The sequence below is a fragment of the Acinetobacter piscicola genome (genome assembly GCF_015218165.1).
Taxonomy (GTDB): domain Bacteria; phylum Pseudomonadota; class Gammaproteobacteria; order Pseudomonadales; family Moraxellaceae; genus Acinetobacter; species Acinetobacter piscicola_A.
On the sequence record NZ_CP048659.1, the window covers coordinates 3,421,914 to 3,437,167 of the forward strand.

Sequence of the window (15,254 nt, forward strand, 5' to 3'; positions counted from 1 at the left end):
AATCATTTTAAGTTATTGTGATCAATCTATCATTAGTTTTGATTGAAATTGATGTATCATTTTTAAAATATAAGCATCTGTATTTAAATGGTTAAATTCATAATGATAAATTGAAGATTCATCCATAGAAAACATATATAAATCCTCACTTAACTGATACCAGACTGTCATTGCTGGATGATAAATTTCTTTTAATTCTGGGCTTAAATTTATATTTTCACAAATCTCCGTTAATTCACTGACAGCCTTTTCAGGTTTAATTTTCCCAAGAATCACTTCATCACAATAAAACTGCAAATATGCATAAATTGCTGCTTTATCACTTGGATGAACTAAACCAATTTCGTCAATAGACTGAGTAAAAAAGTGTTCAGCAATATTCAACTCAGGAAAAACTTCCAACATCAAAGACACTAAAGCAATAATCGACTCTGTTTCAAAACCTTGCTCAAGTTTCAAAATTGCCCAATCAATATAATCTTCCACACTTCTTTCATGAACTAAATTTTTGCCAATAATTTCTAAATGATTCATCTATTTTCCATCGAATAAAAATTCATGACTTGATCATGATGAACTTCTAACATCCAGCTTCTTGTACGATCAACAATATTTAAACTAAACCCGACTAACCAACTAAAAACATCCCAATGTTTTACAAAAACTCTCCATTTGGTTTTTATAACATTTTCATCATAAAGCATGTAAATATCTTGATCGAAAGGAATTTTTAGCTCAAATAACCATTCACGAACATTGGCAATATCTTGTTCAGAATTCCAGCTATCTACAATATTTAAAAATTTCTCATACTTAAAAGACTTTGGCATTTCTTTAAAAAACAGTCGAGAAAACTCAGTTGCCTCGAATCCCTTTAAAAAAGTTGTCCGCTCAGCAAGATAATTCTCTATTTCATATTCATCATCTAAAAAAGACAATCCAAATGGCAAGTCTTTAAAACTTGTCCAACTTTTGAATTTATTTTCATAATCGGTTAGATACATGTTTTGCTTTAATTCTGATCACCATGAAAAACAGTATAACTTGATCTATAACCTTTGCCACTCTCCCCCAAAATCCTTATACTTAGAACCAATTTTTTCTAATACTTATAGTGGATGCTGCATGAGTCGCGCCATATCGCATATTGATACATTCCAAGGCTTAATTCTTGCCTTACAAAACTACTGGGCTGAACAAGGTTGTGTGGTGTTACAACCTTACGATATGGAAATGGGTGCAGGGACATTCCACACAGCAACCTTCCTTCGTGCGCTTGGTCCTGAAACATGGAACGCAGCATACGTTCAACCATCACGTCGCCCAAAAGACGGACGTTATGGCGAAAACCCAAACCGTTTACAGCATTATTACCAATTCCAAGTGGTGCTTAAGCCAAACCCAGACAATATCCAACAGTTATACCTTGACTCGTTAAAAGCGATTGGGATCGACACGTTGACTCACGACATTCGTTTCGTAGAAGACAACTGGGAATCTCCAACACTTGGTGCATGGGGCTTAGGTTGGGAAGTTTGGCTCAACGGTATGGAAGTGACTCAGTTCACTTACTTCCAACAAGTCGGTGGTGTTGAGTGTTACCCAGTTACGGGTGAAATCACATACGGTTTAGAACGTTTAGCCATGTACCTCCAAGGTGTAGATTCTGTTTACGATCTTGTTTGGACTAAGGGTCAATTCGGTACTGTGACTTATGGCGATGTGTTCCATCAAAACGAAGTAGAACAATCGACTTATAACTTTGAATATGCCAACGTTGAAAAAATGTTTGAGCTGTTCGACTTCTACGAAGCTGAAGCAACACGTTTAATGGAAGCTGAACTTCCACTGCCTGCATATGAACAAGTCATCAAAGCATCACATAGCTTTAACTTGCTCGATGCGCGTGGCGCAATCTCTGTAACTGAACGTCAACGCTATATTTTACGTGTACGTACATTGGCCCGTTCAATCGCACAAAGTTATGTAGCTGCTCGTGCAAAACTTGGTTTCCCAATGGCTGAACCACACTTACGTGATGAGGTATTGGCACAGTTAAAAGCACAAGTTGAAGCTGAAGCAAATGCTGAATCTAAGGAGAGCAAATAATGTCTAAACATACAGTATTGTTCGAATTAGGCTGTGAAGAACTTCCACCAAAAAGCTTAAAAACTTTACGTGATGCATTACAAGCTGAAACGGTTAAAGGTTTAAAAGATGCAGGCTTAGCATTTGATTCTATCGAAGCTTATGCAGCACCACGTCGTTTGGCATTGAAAATTGTCAATGTTGACGGTGCTCAAGCAGACACTCAAAAACGTTTTGATGGTCCTGCAAAACAAGCCGCTTTTGATGCTGAAGGCAAACCAACTAAAGCACTTGAAGGCTTTATGCGTGGTCAAGGCATCACCGTCGATCAAGTTTCAACTTTCCAAGCAGGTAAAGTTGAAAAAGTGTGTTATTTGAAAGATGTCAAAGGTCAAAGCCTTGACGTTTTACTTCCACAAATTCTACAAACTGCGTTGGACAATCTACCAATTGCAAAACGTATGCGTTCAGCGGCAAGCCGTACTGAATTCGTTCGTCCTGTAAAATGGGTTGTATTGCTGAAAGACAATGATGTGGTTGATGCAACCATTCAGGATCATAAAGCGGGCAATGTGACGTATGGTCACCGTTTCCATGCACCTGAAGCGATTACATTAGCAAATGCAGATGATTATTTACCAAAATTAAAAGCAGCGCATGTTGTTGCTTCTTTTGAAGAACGCCAAGCACTCATTGACAGTCAAGTTAAAGCACTTGCAGATGAAGTGAATGCGATTGCGATTGTACCAAGCGACCTTCGTGATGAAGTGACTGCTTTGGTTGAATGGCCTGTTGCGCTTCGTGCAAGTTTTGAGGAACGTTTCCTTGCTGTTCCACAAGAAGCGTTAATCACTACCATGCAAGACAACCAAAAGTATTTCTGTTTGGTGAATGCTGACAATAAACTTCAACCATACTTCATAACTGTGTCAAACATTGAGTCGAAAGACCCGACTCAAATCATTGAAGGGAATGAAAAAGTTGTGCGTCCACGTTTGTCGGATGCTGAATTCTTCTTCTTGCAAGACCAAAAACAACCGCTTGCTTCTCGTAAAGAGAAACTTGCGAACATGGTGTTCCAAGCTGAATTGGGTACTTTATGGAACAAATCTGAACGTATTGCCAAACTTGCTGTGGCTTTAGCGCCAATTACAGGTGCAAATCCTGCCGATGCTGAAAAAGCGGCACTGCTTGCCAAATGCGACTTAACCTCTGAGCTTGTGGGTGAATTCCCTGAACTTCAAGGGATCGCGGGAACTTACTATGCGCGCATTGAAGGCGAAAATGATGAAGTAAGCGAGGCTTTAGGTGAGCAATATCTGCCTAAATTCGCGGGTGATGTTTTACCGAAAACTAAGACAGGTACGACTATTGCCCTTGCAGATCGTTTAGATACGCTCACAGGTATTTTCGGTATCGGTCAAGCACCGACAGGTTCGAAAGACCCGTTTGCACTTCGCCGTTCTGCGATTGGTATCTTGCGTTTAGTGACTGAAAACAATCTTGATGTTTCAATTGAAGAATTGATCAAGCTTGCTTTGGCTGCCTATGGCGATGTGATTAAAGATCATGCGAAGACTTTAAATGATGCGGTTGCATTCCTTGAAGGTCGTTATCGTGCGAAGTATGAAGATCAAGGCGTTGCGGTTGATGTGATCCAAGCGGTTCAAGCGCTTTCTCCAAAATCTCCTTTAGATTTTGATAAGCGTGTAAATGCGGTAAATCATTTCCGTGACTTGCCTGAAGCTGCTGCACTTGCTGCTGCCAATAAGCGTGTTGCGAATATCTTGGCGAAAGAAGCTGCGCCTACAGGTGAAATCGTTGAATCTAAACTGGTTGAGGATGCTGAAAAAGCACTTTATGCCGAGATTCAAAAGTTGCTTCCTGTGGTTCAACCACTTTTGGCTGCGAAAGATTATACTGAAGCGCTTTCTAAGTTGGCTGCTTTACGTGCGCCGATTGATGCGTTCTTTGACAATGTTATGGTCATGGCTGAAGATGCTGAATTGAAAGCCAACCGTTTACGCATCCTTGCGCAGTTGCGTGGTTTGTTTACGGCTGTGGCGGATATTTCGGTGTTGCAGCACTAAGTCAAATTATTAAAATAACCCGCTTTTAAGCGGGTTTTTTACTACTTACTAATTAAGCCTTATTATTCTCATGTAAATAGCTAATTATTTGGTCATGATAAATTCTTAAATCCTCAGAATGATACGCTGTATTAAGTACATAACGTTCAAACTCTTCATTACTGGTATCTAAATAGTGCGATTGATATTCATGTAATATTATTTGTCCAAGATTCTTAATTTTATAACTGATCTCCATATATTGTTGTATTGTTTTAATTTCATAATGATATGTTCCTGTCTCTTTATCATATTTTTTAAAACTATTATGAAAACTATTCAAAGCAACATCTAAAGCAGATGTAGACATATAAAAACTTTTTATATAGTCATGAAAACTACTATCTACTCTTAAAAATAATTGTGGATTAATTGTTTCAGGAATTTTATCGCATTCTTTTGGATTGATTTCAGAATTACTGAAAAGGTTTAATATAAAACAGTCTAGTTGAACACGACAAAAATTTAACTCATTAATAGCAGTTTGGATAATTTCATTTTGAATATGCTTGTTATGTTGATTTTTCCATGATAGAAAACCTATGATAGCAACTAAAGGAGTTAAGATGTAACTAACAACAGTCAGAAAATTTAGAAGTTTTTGTTCATTAAAATTACATGTAAATCCGTTCATATCCGTACAAACGTAATAATTTTGCAAAACTCCATAACCAATAACCATGACTACATAAATTAAAAGATAAATTAAGATATATTTTATGACATCTGTTTTCATTTAAAATATTTTATTACAATTATTAAAAAACAATATAATATAAATTAAATAAGTTTCCAAGCAAGTAAAGATAATGCTTACTTCTAAAAATCAAATTAAGATTTTTTATCATAATTAAACTAGAAAAGTACAATCAGATCTTCAATTTTAAATAGCAAGCTTATCATCTATAGCCAATTTTCATCCAATTCCCTATACTCAAAGATAACAACACTCAACAAGAAAGAGCCTAATGAAATTCAAAGGACTTATTTGGGTTGCTCTTACAACCCTCACCGCCTGCTCAACCACACCTACAAATCCAAACTTACCTGTTGTTTTAGAACAACACAAAAACATCTCTGCTGAACCGACAACCAAACACAACCTTGCTCGTCTCATTAAGCAAAAAGACAACTGCGTAATCGAATTTACAGGCAACTTTGAAACAGGCAAAGCCACAGAACATTGGATCTTTAAAGGTGATCAACTCATTTCCGCATTTTCAAATGTAAATGCCGAAGTAGAAAATAAACAAACCGTTTTCGACATTCAAGATACTGAAAAACTGAAAAATTTTGCAGCCTTACAAAAGAATTTTAAAGCAACAAACTTAGAAAAATGCCAATAATCATGACAGAACTACTTTAAATTAAAGCTTTGAAGTAGTTCTTTTTCCATTCATCTTTAAAACATAAAGAATTGGATAGAACCACAAAAATAGCGCAAATATTCCCACGACAAAAATCACAAAAAATGGGGGTATAACATCTCGAATTTGATCATAAATTTTCATTAACCCCAAAGTATCTGTATTAAGTAATACCCCAATCATTAAAAATAAAATCATATGAGGAACAATAAGATGAACTATTCTTAATAATAAAAACTGATAAAATTTTACAAACCACAAGCTCGGTATTAAATAAATGAATAGGACGATCAACCTGATCATCCACGTTAAAATTTGATGACCAAGACTTAAAGAATATTCCCCACCACAACCACAGGCAAAGCTCGGTTGTAAAAATAAAATCGGGAGAATTAGCCAAAATATATTTAAATATTTAATTTTTATCATTTTTAATTTCTCGATGATCTTCTTCTACATGTAGACTATACAATATCTTTGTTTTTACTCTGTATTACTTTGCGTACAGAGCCGATGTCACTACTTTTTTCACAGTATGATGCTGAGTAAACACGTTATTGATCTACACATATATGAAGGAATGAGTCATAATGAAAAGTATTAAAATTTTGTCTTTTGCTACTGCCATTTTGGCAACATCTTCAATTTATGCAGAAACAAAAACACCCGCACCTTATGGTGACAACCCAAATATTTTCAAAGTATTAGCACATAAAACAGGTGAAAAAATTCAAAATACTGCTGAGCGTGTAGGTGCTGCTGCTGAACGTGGTGTAGAAAAAATTAAGCCGAAAGTAGACAATGCATGGGAAGAAACAAAAACCTTTACAGAACAACAGACTGAACGTGCAAAAACAGGTGTACAAAAAGGTGCGGAAAAAGTGACAGAGACCGCCAATAACACCCGTGACGCTATAGTGGGAACAAATCAGGGCACAGTTCCTATTGAACGTGGTCGTTTGAGTCAATCCTCATCAACGACCACGACCCAACAAGCAACATCAACACAAGTTGCAAATACAACCGCTCAAACAACACCCTTAGAAACAACGACATCTACTGTGCCTGTTGCTCATGTTGCAAAGACCATAGATCCAACCCAACAAAATGGAACAGCACCTGAAGAACCAGAGATTTCTTTTAAATCACTGCCACTACCACAGGCAAGCAACACAACAGACTCAACTCAACCTTCAGCCCAAAAAGAAGATATTCCACAATAAACGTGCACGCTAAATTTGGGCTTGGAGCATCAGTCATATTCATTCACCAAGCCCTGATCTGTGCAGCATATAATGACGATATATCATGATGAAAATTTCTGTGTAGAACTTGGCCATTTTCACTGCTTTTATTTTAATCATATTGTAATTTTATGTAATATAAATATAACAAATAGACTATAAAAATAAAAAAAAACATTTGAAATATAAAAGTTATTTTTTAAAAACAATGCTTTAACTATAATGTCTATTTTTGTGGTCTTGTTGTATCCAAGATGTATAACTTTCATTTCTTTTTTACATTTATCAATAACTTAGTTTTAATATTTCGGCCTTATTACTGGGGTACAATCGGTACTCCTCACCTTTGAGGAATGTCATTTATGAAAACCATAAAAACAACGATCATCGCTGCAAGTATTTTGGCTTGTACACCTGTTTTTGCTGAAACAACTGCTGTAACTCAAGTAAAAGTAGACGCTGTGGCTAAAGCGGATGCTGCGGCTAAAGCAAAAGATACCGTAATCACTAAAACGGTTGAAACTAAAGATGTGGCAAAAGATAAAATTGTGCATGCAACCGATGCGACTGCAACTAAAGCGACTGAAGTAAAAGATGCTGTCGTGGCTAAAACGGTTGAAACTAAAGATGTGGCAAAAGATAAAATTGTGCATGCAACCGATGCAACTGCAACTAAAGCGACTGAAGTAAAAGATGCAGTCGTGGCTAAAACAGTTGAAACTAAAGATGTGGCAAAAGATAAAATTGCACATGCAACCGACGCAACTGCAACAAAAGCGACTGAAGTAAAAGATGCTGTCGTGGCTAAAACAGTTGAAACTAAAGATGTGGCAAAAGATAAAATTGCGCATGCAACCGACGCAACTGCAACAAAAGCGACTGAAGTAAAAGATGCTGTCGTGGCTAAAACAGTTGAAACTAAAGATGTGGCAAAAGATAAAATTGCGCATGCAACCGATGCAACTGCAACGAAAGCAACTGAAGTAAAAGATGCTGCTGTTGAAAAGTCTGTTGAAGCAAAAGAGTTTGTTGTAGAAAAAGCAGAACAGACCAAAGACGTCGTCAAAGAACAATCTGAAAAAACTCAAGGTTTTTTCTCTAGAACATGGGAAAAAACTAAAAATTTCTTCCGTGGTGAAGAAACAAAAGCTGCTGAACATACAACAAAAACAGGTGCTTAATGTTTAGCAATCTATTTTAAATACTTTTTAAATCCCTCATTGATTGAGGGATTTTTTATGATTAATGCGAATAAAAAATTAATTCACTTGTCGAATTACATTGCCATTTATAAATGCTTTTAAATTTTCAGTCAGTTGACTCACGATGCGCTGCCTTGCATCCACACTGCCCCATGCACTATGTGGGGTAATTATTAAATTTGGAATGTCTTCTCCCAACAAAACATTGCCTTGTGTTGGTGGTTCAACAGTTAAAACATCCGTTGCCGCCCCTGCGATTTGCCCTTGTCGCAGTGCATTTGCCAAAGCCTGTTCATTAACAATACCACCACGAGCACAATTAATTAGAAAAGCAGAATTTTTCATTAATTCAAACTCTTTTGCCCCAATTAAATCACGGGTTTGTTCGGTTAAAGGGCAATGTAAAGTTAAAAAATCTACCTGTGGCAATAATTCAGCCAAGGCAATACGACTTGCATCCATCTTACGATTAGGCAATGCAGCGAGTAAAACACGCATGCCAAATGCTTCTGCTAAACGTGCAACAGCTTGACCCAGTTCACCATAGCCCACGATCCCTAAGGTTTTACCTGATAATTCAACAATAGGAAAATCCAACAAACAAAAAATTGGGGAATTATTCCACTGACCTTGCTTAACTGCACGATCATATTGAATTAAAGAAGTTGCCAATGCCAGCATCAGCGCAAGTGTATGTTGTGCTACAGCAGCAGTGCCGTAACCCTGACAATTACACACCACAATGCCGTGTTGTTTCGCTTGCACAAGGTCAACATTGTTTGTCCCTGTCGCAGAGATCAAAATTAATTTCAAATTTTTAGCTTGTTGAATATGCTCAGCCGCAAGCACCACTTTGTTACTGATCACTACATCGACATCTTGAATACGTTCAAGCAGTTGTTCAGGTGTCGTCGATGTATATAATTTAAAATCATCAAAATAGGACTTTAAATCATTAAAATTTAAGTCATTTTTATCTAATGATGAATAATCTAAAAATACACCTTTCATGGCTATCCCTGCACAAATTAATCAATAAACGATTGAAATTTACCATAATTTATCTATAAAAACTGCTTTATTCATATGACTATGGTCGCTCTGCGTCTAATACAAAGTCATTATTTTTTAAGGAAAATAAATAGCTAATCGCAATACGATAAGCTTCTTGAATAATGGCTTCAGAAATATAATTTTCTGTGTAATACCCATGCTTCATACAGGTAAACACCAATTCCATCAGAATAGTCAAAGCATCAGGTTCTTGGGGTACATAACTATCGACTTGAATCATTTCCAATGCCTTACGTACACTGGCACTGACCTTTTTTAGCTCAACTTGATATTCCATATAAGCTTGACGAGTAAAAGGTCCACTTAAAATAATTAAACTCGCCACTTCAGAGTCATTAAAAAAATCGGCGGTGGTTCGGATCATACTCGCAGAAAGTTTTTTGCCATAGTCTTCAATGGAAGATTGCGGATGTTCACTCAGCACTGAGATTGCGGCCTGCCCAATTCTTGTTACTAACTCATTTAAATGCAGCAATGCAATATGTCGAAGTAGATCATATTTGCTGGGAAAGAACTGATAAATACTGGTACGAGGAATACCCACCGCATTGGCAATTTCAGGAATCGAAATCCGCTCAATGCCGACTGCAAGTAATAATTCTTGGGTTTTTTCAATCACCATCTGCATACGTTTCTGGGTACGCTCTTGCTTAGGCTGCACTGCTTTTTTTCTTATTTTTTTCAAAACTGATGTCGCCTGTGCCTTAATCATACTTAGCCCTTATTTTATCATCTCAATATCAACACATTTATGTTGAATATCGAACAGCCAATCCCTGACTTGTATTTCACATCATTCTCTATTTTTCATTTTGTAACGATTGAAATTGCAATAAAAATTTAAATGAATTTGATGAAATATAACACAGTATCTGAACAATAAGAGACTTTTCATCAGTATCAAACTTAAATTTGTTTTTGTGCCTGATTTATTGCATATTTAAATCTTCATTTGTTGGGTCAGACAAAAATGTTCAATGTACACTGTTTTGCAAAGATTCAGTTTGGATTCAGCATGTGCTGTATGTATCTATTCAGTTCTTTTTGTCAGGCTGATACCACACTACAAATAATTGAAAATGTTGAACAATACTCATCAACTGAAGGAAATGCTATACGACTTTCCAAACTCAAACAAGGCTGTAAAATCGAAGCGCTATTTTTTGGTGAAACAGGCAAAATTAAAGAAAATTATCTGTTTCAACAGCAACAATTAAATTATGCAGCACGTTATGAATATCGCTATACCGATGGTGGTTTAACCAATCTATCGGAAAATAAAGGTCATTTTACAACTCAACACCAGCGTATTGAGTTAAACCCTCAAGCACCGCAAACACTCGCCGACTTTCAGGAATATCGATCTTTATTTTCACGCATGGAATTAAACAAATGTCGCTAGATAATGCTGTATTTTTCAGTCTCTTGCACACTTTCAGCATCAAAATAACAATTTCCAGCTTCATCACAACGCATATATAAATTTTTATAGCTCAACACATAAAAATCTGCACATTTTTTAATGACAATTGGGTTCATATCCATCGACAAAGCATCATCACATTTGAATAATTTGGTCACACGGCGATCATTCATACAGATCAAATAGGTCTGTTTTTTCACTTCGATTTCAACTAAACCCGTGTGTTCAACACTCAAAGGAATAATATATTTTCCATTTATATCAATCACTTGCTGATTATAGCTTTCAAGTTTTTGGGTAATAACATTAAATACAATGATATTGCCAAAACAGTCCTGTAACTGAGTTTTTTCTTCAAAAGGCAAGTTCACTTGAATGCCAAGCTTTTGTAAATCTTGCTCATCGACACGTTTATTCGTCAGTAAAATACGGGTGATGGTCTGTTTTAAATTGGTATCAAAAAAAGTGCTATCGAGTTGTAAATCAACCCCTTTTAATATTTTTCCTAACGCTTCATTATGCGTACCTAACAAATGCGCAATCACACTGCGATAGTAAAATTTACTGTTCTTTTTGACTTCACGAATTTGCTTATAAAAATAAGTCTGATCATAAGGATGTTCAATAAAGTCATGTAATAAAGCAGAGTTTGCTAAAACCGCAATGGCATCATGTCCTGTATAAGGCAAATGCAAGGTATGTAATTGTGGAATCAGTGGTTTTATTTTTAAATAATGCTCTTTGTCATTTTCAAAATACGGATCGTAAACAATAATATATTCACAATTTTCGACAATATCCTGTGGCTGAATCCGCATATCTGCATTTAATTTGGCATCATAAAAGTCGGTATAACGTTTATCTTCAACTTCATTCGGGTCGATTGAATATTGTGGCACCATCGCCACGACACGTGTCATTTGTAATGGTTTTGAATATTTAATTGCAGCATAGCCACCCATTGAGCCGCCATACCCCACGATTTTTTTAAATTGTTTTAAAATCGGTTGTAACTGTTCAAGTAAAGCCAACATGCTTGACATAGGAAACCATGACTTTTGTTTTGGCATGATGCCAACCATACTATAGTCATATTTCATCAATGATTTTTCAGCATTAATCGACAAGCCTTTGGCACGTGTAATCAAATCACCAAATGACAAAACCAAAGTGTCAGTTGTGCCTTGTAAGTAAATTGCTCGAATATGATCGTCTTCAAAAATGATTTGCTTGTCCATTGCAATACCGAAAAACGGCTCTCTTATCTTTCGTTAAAATTAAATAAATAGATAACTTGCCTATTCATCGTATCAAGTGTCATATTTTATAGAGTCTGCACAGATAAAAAAGCGCAAAATATGACACATTCTCTACATCCTGCTGCACAGAAAGGCTTTAGTTCTGCTGCTGAACTATATCAACAAGTACGTCCAAATTATCCATCTGAAATTGTTAATTGGCTAATTGATGAGCTGAAAATTCAATCCAACTCGACTGTGGTTGATTTAGGTGCAGGAACAGGTAAGTTTTTGCCTTATTTAAAGCAAGCAAGCTCGCAAATTATTGCAGTAGAACCTGTGGCAGAAATGCTTACTCAGTTACATCTTGCTCATCCCGATGTCCAAACATTACAAGCAAAAAGTGATGAGATCGCACTGGCTTCAGAAAGTGTTGATGCCATTTTATGTGCTCAATCCTTTCATTGGTTTGCCAATATCGAGAGCTTGAATGAAATTTACCATATCCTAAAACCCGAAGGACATTTAGGCTTAGTGTGGAATCAGCGCGATGAAAATGTACCATGGGTTAAAGCATTAGCCGACTTAATTGCTCCCTTTGAAGGAAATACACCTCGTTATCATCGTGGCGATTGGCAACACGTCTTTGAACATCAATTTTTATTTCAGCTCGAAAGTTTAAAATTATTTTCACAAATTCATAAAGGAACAGTTGAAAATGTGGTCAGTAAACGATTATTGTCAACTAGCTTTATTGCTGCTATGCCTTCCACACAACAGCAACAGCTAAAACAACAATTTGAAGCTATTATATTAGAACATACAGGCAAATATGCAGATGACGAAATCGAGTTTCCTTACGTCACTTATGCTTATCACTTTAAAAAGCAAACCCGATGAATATCTTAAGGAGTTTTAGTTTCATGCACCTCTTACGTCCCTTGGCTTATATTTCAGTCCTCCTAAGCGCTGTTCTGATTGGTGCATGTTCATCACAAAATGATAAGAATGCAGAACAATCAACACATAAAACCCAACAAAGTTCTGAAGCGGTCATGAAAGAACTCAAAACTAAGCCGATTCAAAATTTTCCAAGTACACCTAAAGATGCAGCCGACATTACTTTACTTGATGAATATCAAGAAAAGTTCGATGCCATGAATGAAGCTTTAGAGGCTGATTTAGAAAAAATGGATGCTGAAGGCACATTGACTGAGGAAATTGACCAACAACGTAAACGAGATAGCATCCAATCTGCTTTAAATATGCTCAAAGAGTTAGATTTAAAAACTGAACAAGGTCGCTATATTCAAGGTTTGCTCTATCAATATTGGGAAAATCAAGCCAAAGCCTTTGACAGTAAAATGCAAACGAAGGATCAAGCGAATAATCCTGCTGAATCTGTCCGTGGTATGAGTGATTTGCTGAGTGCAGAAGCACAGTTAGATCATTGGAAAACCAAAACAACCCCATAAACATTTAATAAGAGATTGAAAATTTGCTTTCAAGAGCAAGCTGCTGAGATCGATCCCAGCAGCTTTATGTTATGTATTTCAGAAATACGCAGGATATTGAACTTTCTACCCAGTTCTCCCATCATTTTTTTTGATTTTAAATATTCTGCTTTTCAACCCACTGAATTGAGTCGACTCGAATCAATTTACATGCGCCATCGCCAATTCCAGTCCAATCTAGGGCTGACTTCCAAACCAAGTCTTTATCATTAATCTGCACTAAATCTCCCGTTAAACGGACGAGATCACCTCGTTTAACTTTCTTAATTTCTTGGGCAATTTTGGGATTGGCAGGAATAATATGCATATTACTCACCATTTGCGTTGCCAGTTTTGGCGGCACAGGTGGACGTGCCATTTTCCAATTCAAATAACGATCATATTGGTTAATTGAAATCTGCCGAGCAATTTCAGGTTCAGTAAAAATGCCACGTGTGACTGCATAATCGATGGGTGAAAATTTGGCTTGTTCATCATCTTGATATTCTTTCGAACCTAAAATACGAAACTCACCATGAAAGGGTTCAAGTACAGAGATGCGTTGATCTTTAATAATCGGCGCTAATCCATTAGCAATATTATATTCAGCAGATTGAGATGCATTCACAGATGCTGAACATAATGCCAAAACTGCTGCGCACCATAAATTCCGTGTCATATTCTTCACCTTCAACATCTCTTTTGAACGATTTCTTCAGTATCAGTATCGCTGATGAAAATTAAAATAAAATCAAGTTTAAGTAACAAAATATAGAAATTTTGTCACTTGTTTGTCTTATATTTAAGTCTATATTTTCGTTACACTATTTTTTTAATAATAAAACTGTGAAAGCAATGATTTATAAATTTTATCAACAACGTATTTTTCCATATTTACTCAATCACATTATGCAAACCCCAAGTATGATGGAAGCACGTGCAGAGCTACTCAGAAAAGTGCATGGCCGTGCTTTAGAAATTGGTTTTGGGACAGGTCTAAATTTACCCTTTTACCAAGTCGAAGAACTCATCGCCTTAGAACCCAATGCTGATATTTATCAGTTGGCACAAAAACAGGTTTTAAATACTCCTTTTCATGTCCAGCACATTCAAGCCAGTGCTGAAAAACTACCTTTTGCTGACCATTCTTTAGATCATATTGTCAGTACATGGACGATGTGTAGTATTGCCCATTTAGAACAAGCTTTAGCTGAAATTTATAGGGTGCTGAAACCTGAGGGAACTTTTCATTTGGTTGAACATGTGCAATATCACGATCATCCAACCCTGAAAAAATTGCAAAACTTACTCACCCCTGTACAAAAAGTCATTGCAGATGGTTGTCATTTAAACCGCAATATTGAACTGTATTTATCCAATGCAAACTTTAAATTTGTCGAAAAATATTATTTTGATGCCGATGACCTACCCAAAGTGGGATGCCGTATGTTGTTGGCACGTGTACAAAAAGCCTAGCTCAATTGATATTTTTTTAATCATCAAAATCGATACGAATGGTTTCAAAACGCACTCGCCCTGCTCGGATGGCTTGGGCAATAGCGTGTTGCCCCTTTGTCAAACGTGCGCCCCCACTTTTGATATCAATCAGTACGATTTCAATATCTTCAGCCGCACCTTCATCATCACGAAATGCGCTATACCCATCAAAGACGACATAATCGATGGGATCGCCTAAGAACTTGGCATCACTGGGTAAATATTGAAACTGTGGCATGATGGGTGCGAGTTGCTCTGCCATTTTCCCTTTTAAAACTGCACGACTGGTATTTACACTGCGTTTTTTTGCCTCAGCTAAAGCGTGCTGATGTTCAAGTTCTAACTCGGCAATATAACGCTCATATTCTGCTTTGATTTTTCCATTTCGTGTACTGGACAGCACCCATGTTGTTAAAACAATGCCGATACATGCACCAAGCAACATTGCCATCCACAGCGACATAATGAGTTCCTATCTATCATTCATTGGGCTTAAAAT

18 protein-coding genes are annotated in these 15,254 nt (G+C 36.6%); 9 read left to right on the forward strand and 9 right to left on the reverse strand.

Features of this window, described 5'->3' with window-relative positions:
- Positions 1-21: 21 nt before the first annotated feature.
- Together G0028_RS16920 and G0028_RS16925 are read right to left on the reverse strand one after the other, a co-directional pair.
- Positions 22-534, reverse strand: coding sequence for a hypothetical protein (locus G0028_RS16920; RefSeq protein WP_130072185.1), 513 nt, complete (start codon positions 532-534; stop codon positions 22-24).
- A complete protein-coding gene (locus G0028_RS16925; RefSeq protein ID WP_130072186.1) occupies positions 531-1,004 on the reverse strand; it encodes a hypothetical protein in 474 nt (157 codons plus the stop codon). Before G0028_RS16925 ends, G0028_RS16920 begins: the two co-directional genes overlap by 4 nt.
- 121 nt (positions 1,005-1,125) lie before the next feature.
- On the opposite strand from G0028_RS16925, the gene glyQ reads away from it, so the two are divergent.
- Both glyQ and glyS read left to right on the forward strand, forming a co-directional pair.
- On the forward strand, positions 1,126-2,109 hold the full coding sequence (glyQ, locus tag G0028_RS16930) for a glycine--tRNA ligase subunit alpha (RefSeq protein WP_130072187.1): 984 nt from the start codon (positions 1,126-1,128) through the stop codon (positions 2,107-2,109).
- Positions 2,109-4,178, forward strand: a complete 2,070-nt coding sequence (gene glyS, locus G0028_RS16935; RefSeq protein ID WP_180046290.1) for a glycine--tRNA ligase subunit beta — start codon at positions 2,109-2,111, stop codon at positions 4,176-4,178. The genes glyQ and glyS overlap by 1 nt, the downstream gene beginning before the upstream one ends.
- Before the next feature lie 52 nt (positions 4,179-4,230).
- Here glyS and G0028_RS16940 read toward each other — a convergent pair whose 3' ends face one another.
- Positions 4,231-4,953, reverse strand: coding sequence for a hypothetical protein (locus G0028_RS16940; RefSeq protein ID WP_180046292.1), 723 nt, complete (start codon positions 4,951-4,953; stop codon positions 4,231-4,233).
- Between the two features lie 232 nt (positions 4,954-5,185).
- On the opposite strand from G0028_RS16940, the gene G0028_RS16945 reads away from it, so the two are divergent.
- Complete coding sequence (locus tag G0028_RS16945) at positions 5,186-5,563, forward strand: hypothetical protein (RefSeq protein ID WP_180046294.1); 378 nt, start codon at positions 5,186-5,188, stop codon at positions 5,561-5,563.
- A gap of 21 nt (positions 5,564-5,584) precedes the next feature.
- Here the strand turns inward: G0028_RS16945 and G0028_RS16950 are convergent, their stop codons facing one another.
- Entirely contained in the window at positions 5,585-6,013 is a 429-nt protein-coding gene (locus tag G0028_RS16950) for a hypothetical protein (protein ID WP_130072192.1), read from the reverse strand.
- A 161-nt stretch (positions 6,014-6,174) separates the two neighbouring features.
- Here G0028_RS16950 and G0028_RS16955 point away from each other — a divergent pair, with 161 nt between their 5' ends.
- Together G0028_RS16955 and G0028_RS16960 are read left to right on the forward strand one after the other, a co-directional pair.
- A complete protein-coding gene (locus G0028_RS16955) occupies positions 6,175-6,807 on the forward strand; it encodes a hypothetical protein (protein ID WP_180046296.1) in 633 nt (210 codons plus the stop codon).
- 383 nt (positions 6,808-7,190) lie between these two features.
- Positions 7,191-8,009, forward strand: a complete 819-nt coding sequence (locus G0028_RS16960) for a hypothetical protein (protein WP_180046298.1) — start codon at positions 7,191-7,193, stop codon at positions 8,007-8,009.
- A gap of 78 nt (positions 8,010-8,087) precedes the next feature.
- On the opposite strand, the gene G0028_RS16965 is transcribed toward G0028_RS16960, so the two are convergent.
- Positions 8,088-9,041 (reverse strand): 2-hydroxyacid dehydrogenase, encoded by a 954-nt coding sequence (locus G0028_RS16965; RefSeq protein WP_130072194.1) that lies wholly within the window; start codon positions 9,039-9,041, stop codon positions 8,088-8,090.
- 79 nt (positions 9,042-9,120) lie between these two features.
- The gene (locus G0028_RS16970) at positions 9,121-9,816 is read right to left on the reverse strand and encodes a TetR/AcrR family transcriptional regulator (RefSeq protein WP_130072195.1); all 696 of its coding nucleotides are present in this window, start codon (positions 9,814-9,816) and stop codon (positions 9,121-9,123) included.
- 312 nt (positions 9,817-10,128) lie between these two features.
- On the opposite strand from G0028_RS16970, the gene G0028_RS16975 reads away from it, so the two are divergent.
- A complete protein-coding gene (locus tag G0028_RS16975; RefSeq protein ID WP_180046300.1) occupies positions 10,129-10,506 on the forward strand; it encodes a hypothetical protein in 378 nt (125 codons plus the stop codon).
- On the opposite strand, the gene G0028_RS16980 is transcribed toward G0028_RS16975, so the two are convergent.
- Positions 10,503-11,765, reverse strand: a complete 1,263-nt coding sequence (locus G0028_RS16980) for a hypothetical protein (RefSeq protein WP_130072197.1) — start codon at positions 11,763-11,765, stop codon at positions 10,503-10,505. The two genes, G0028_RS16975 and G0028_RS16980, sit on opposite strands and share 4 nt — an antisense overlap.
- A gap of 120 nt (positions 11,766-11,885) precedes the next feature.
- Here G0028_RS16980 and G0028_RS16985 point away from each other — a divergent pair, with 120 nt between their 5' ends.
- Both G0028_RS16985 and G0028_RS16990 read left to right on the forward strand, forming a co-directional pair.
- The gene (locus G0028_RS16985; RefSeq protein ID WP_130072198.1) at positions 11,886-12,665 is read left to right on the forward strand and encodes a class I SAM-dependent methyltransferase; all 780 of its coding nucleotides are present in this window, start codon (positions 11,886-11,888) and stop codon (positions 12,663-12,665) included.
- A 23-nt stretch (positions 12,666-12,688) separates the two neighbouring features.
- Positions 12,689-13,240, forward strand: coding sequence for a hypothetical protein (locus G0028_RS16990; protein WP_180046302.1), 552 nt, complete (start codon positions 12,689-12,691; stop codon positions 13,238-13,240).
- A gap of 136 nt (positions 13,241-13,376) precedes the next feature.
- Here the strand turns inward: G0028_RS16990 and G0028_RS16995 are convergent, their stop codons facing one another.
- Complete coding sequence (locus G0028_RS16995) at positions 13,377-13,937, reverse strand: hypothetical protein (RefSeq protein ID WP_180046305.1); 561 nt, start codon at positions 13,935-13,937, stop codon at positions 13,377-13,379.
- A 176-nt stretch (positions 13,938-14,113) separates the two neighbouring features.
- Between G0028_RS16995 and G0028_RS17000 the strand changes: the two genes are divergently transcribed.
- Positions 14,114-14,734: a class I SAM-dependent methyltransferase gene (locus tag G0028_RS17000; protein WP_180046307.1), complete on the forward strand. Its 621-nt coding sequence runs from the start codon at positions 14,114-14,116 to the stop codon at positions 14,732-14,734.
- 16 nt (positions 14,735-14,750) lie between these two features.
- On the opposite strand, the gene G0028_RS17005 is transcribed toward G0028_RS17000, so the two are convergent.
- On the reverse strand, positions 14,751-15,218 hold the full coding sequence (locus G0028_RS17005; protein WP_180046309.1) for a Holliday junction resolvase-like protein: 468 nt from the start codon (positions 15,216-15,218) through the stop codon (positions 14,751-14,753).
- Between the last annotated feature and the right edge of the window lie 36 nt (positions 15,219-15,254).

What these genes read in the sequence shown, in the direction of transcription:
- G0028_RS16985 (WP_130072198.1), top strand. Translation starts at nt 11,886, where the DNA reads ATGACACATTCTCTACATCCTGCTGCACAGAAAGGCTTTAGTTCTGCT.
- G0028_RS16920 (WP_130072185.1), bottom strand. Translation starts at nt 534, where the DNA reads ATGAATCATTTAGAAATTATTGGCAAAAATTTAGTTCATGAAAGAAGT.
- G0028_RS17000 (WP_180046307.1), top strand. Translation starts at nt 14,114, where the DNA reads ATGATTTATAAATTTTATCAACAACGTATTTTTCCATATTTACTCAAT.
- G0028_RS16995 (WP_180046305.1), bottom strand. Translation starts at nt 13,937, where the DNA reads ATGACACGGAATTTATGGTGCGCAGCAGTTTTGGCATTATGTTCAGCA.
- G0028_RS16955 (WP_180046296.1), top strand. Translation starts at nt 6,175, where the DNA reads ATGAAAAGTATTAAAATTTTGTCTTTTGCTACTGCCATTTTGGCAACA.
- G0028_RS16975 (WP_180046300.1), top strand. Translation starts at nt 10,129, where the DNA reads ATGTATCTATTCAGTTCTTTTTGTCAGGCTGATACCACACTACAAATA.
- G0028_RS16980 (WP_130072197.1), bottom strand. Translation starts at nt 11,765, where the DNA reads ATGGACAAGCAAATCATTTTTGAAGACGATCATATTCGAGCAATTTAC.
- G0028_RS16965 (WP_130072194.1), bottom strand. Translation starts at nt 9,041, where the DNA reads ATGAAAGGTGTATTTTTAGATTATTCATCATTAGATAAAAATGACTTA.
- G0028_RS16945 (WP_180046294.1), top strand. Translation starts at nt 5,186, where the DNA reads ATGAAATTCAAAGGACTTATTTGGGTTGCTCTTACAACCCTCACCGCC.
- G0028_RS16990 (WP_180046302.1), top strand. Translation starts at nt 12,689, where the DNA reads ATGCACCTCTTACGTCCCTTGGCTTATATTTCAGTCCTCCTAAGCGCT.
- glyS (WP_180046290.1), top strand. Translation starts at nt 2,109, where the DNA reads ATGTCTAAACATACAGTATTGTTCGAATTAGGCTGTGAAGAACTTCCA.
- G0028_RS16960 (WP_180046298.1), top strand. Translation starts at nt 7,191, where the DNA reads ATGAAAACCATAAAAACAACGATCATCGCTGCAAGTATTTTGGCTTGT.
- G0028_RS16940 (WP_180046292.1), bottom strand. Translation starts at nt 4,953, where the DNA reads ATGAAAACAGATGTCATAAAATATATCTTAATTTATCTTTTAATTTAT.
- G0028_RS16950 (WP_130072192.1), bottom strand. Translation starts at nt 6,013, where the DNA reads ATGATAAAAATTAAATATTTAAATATATTTTGGCTAATTCTCCCGATT.
- G0028_RS16925 (WP_130072186.1), bottom strand. Translation starts at nt 1,004, where the DNA reads ATGTATCTAACCGATTATGAAAATAAATTCAAAAGTTGGACAAGTTTT.
- glyQ (WP_130072187.1), top strand. Translation starts at nt 1,126, where the DNA reads ATGAGTCGCGCCATATCGCATATTGATACATTCCAAGGCTTAATTCTT.
- G0028_RS16970 (WP_130072195.1), bottom strand. Translation starts at nt 9,816, where the DNA reads ATGATTAAGGCACAGGCGACATCAGTTTTGAAAAAAATAAGAAAAAAA.
- G0028_RS17005 (WP_180046309.1), bottom strand. Translation starts at nt 15,218, where the DNA reads ATGTCGCTGTGGATGGCAATGTTGCTTGGTGCATGTATCGGCATTGTT.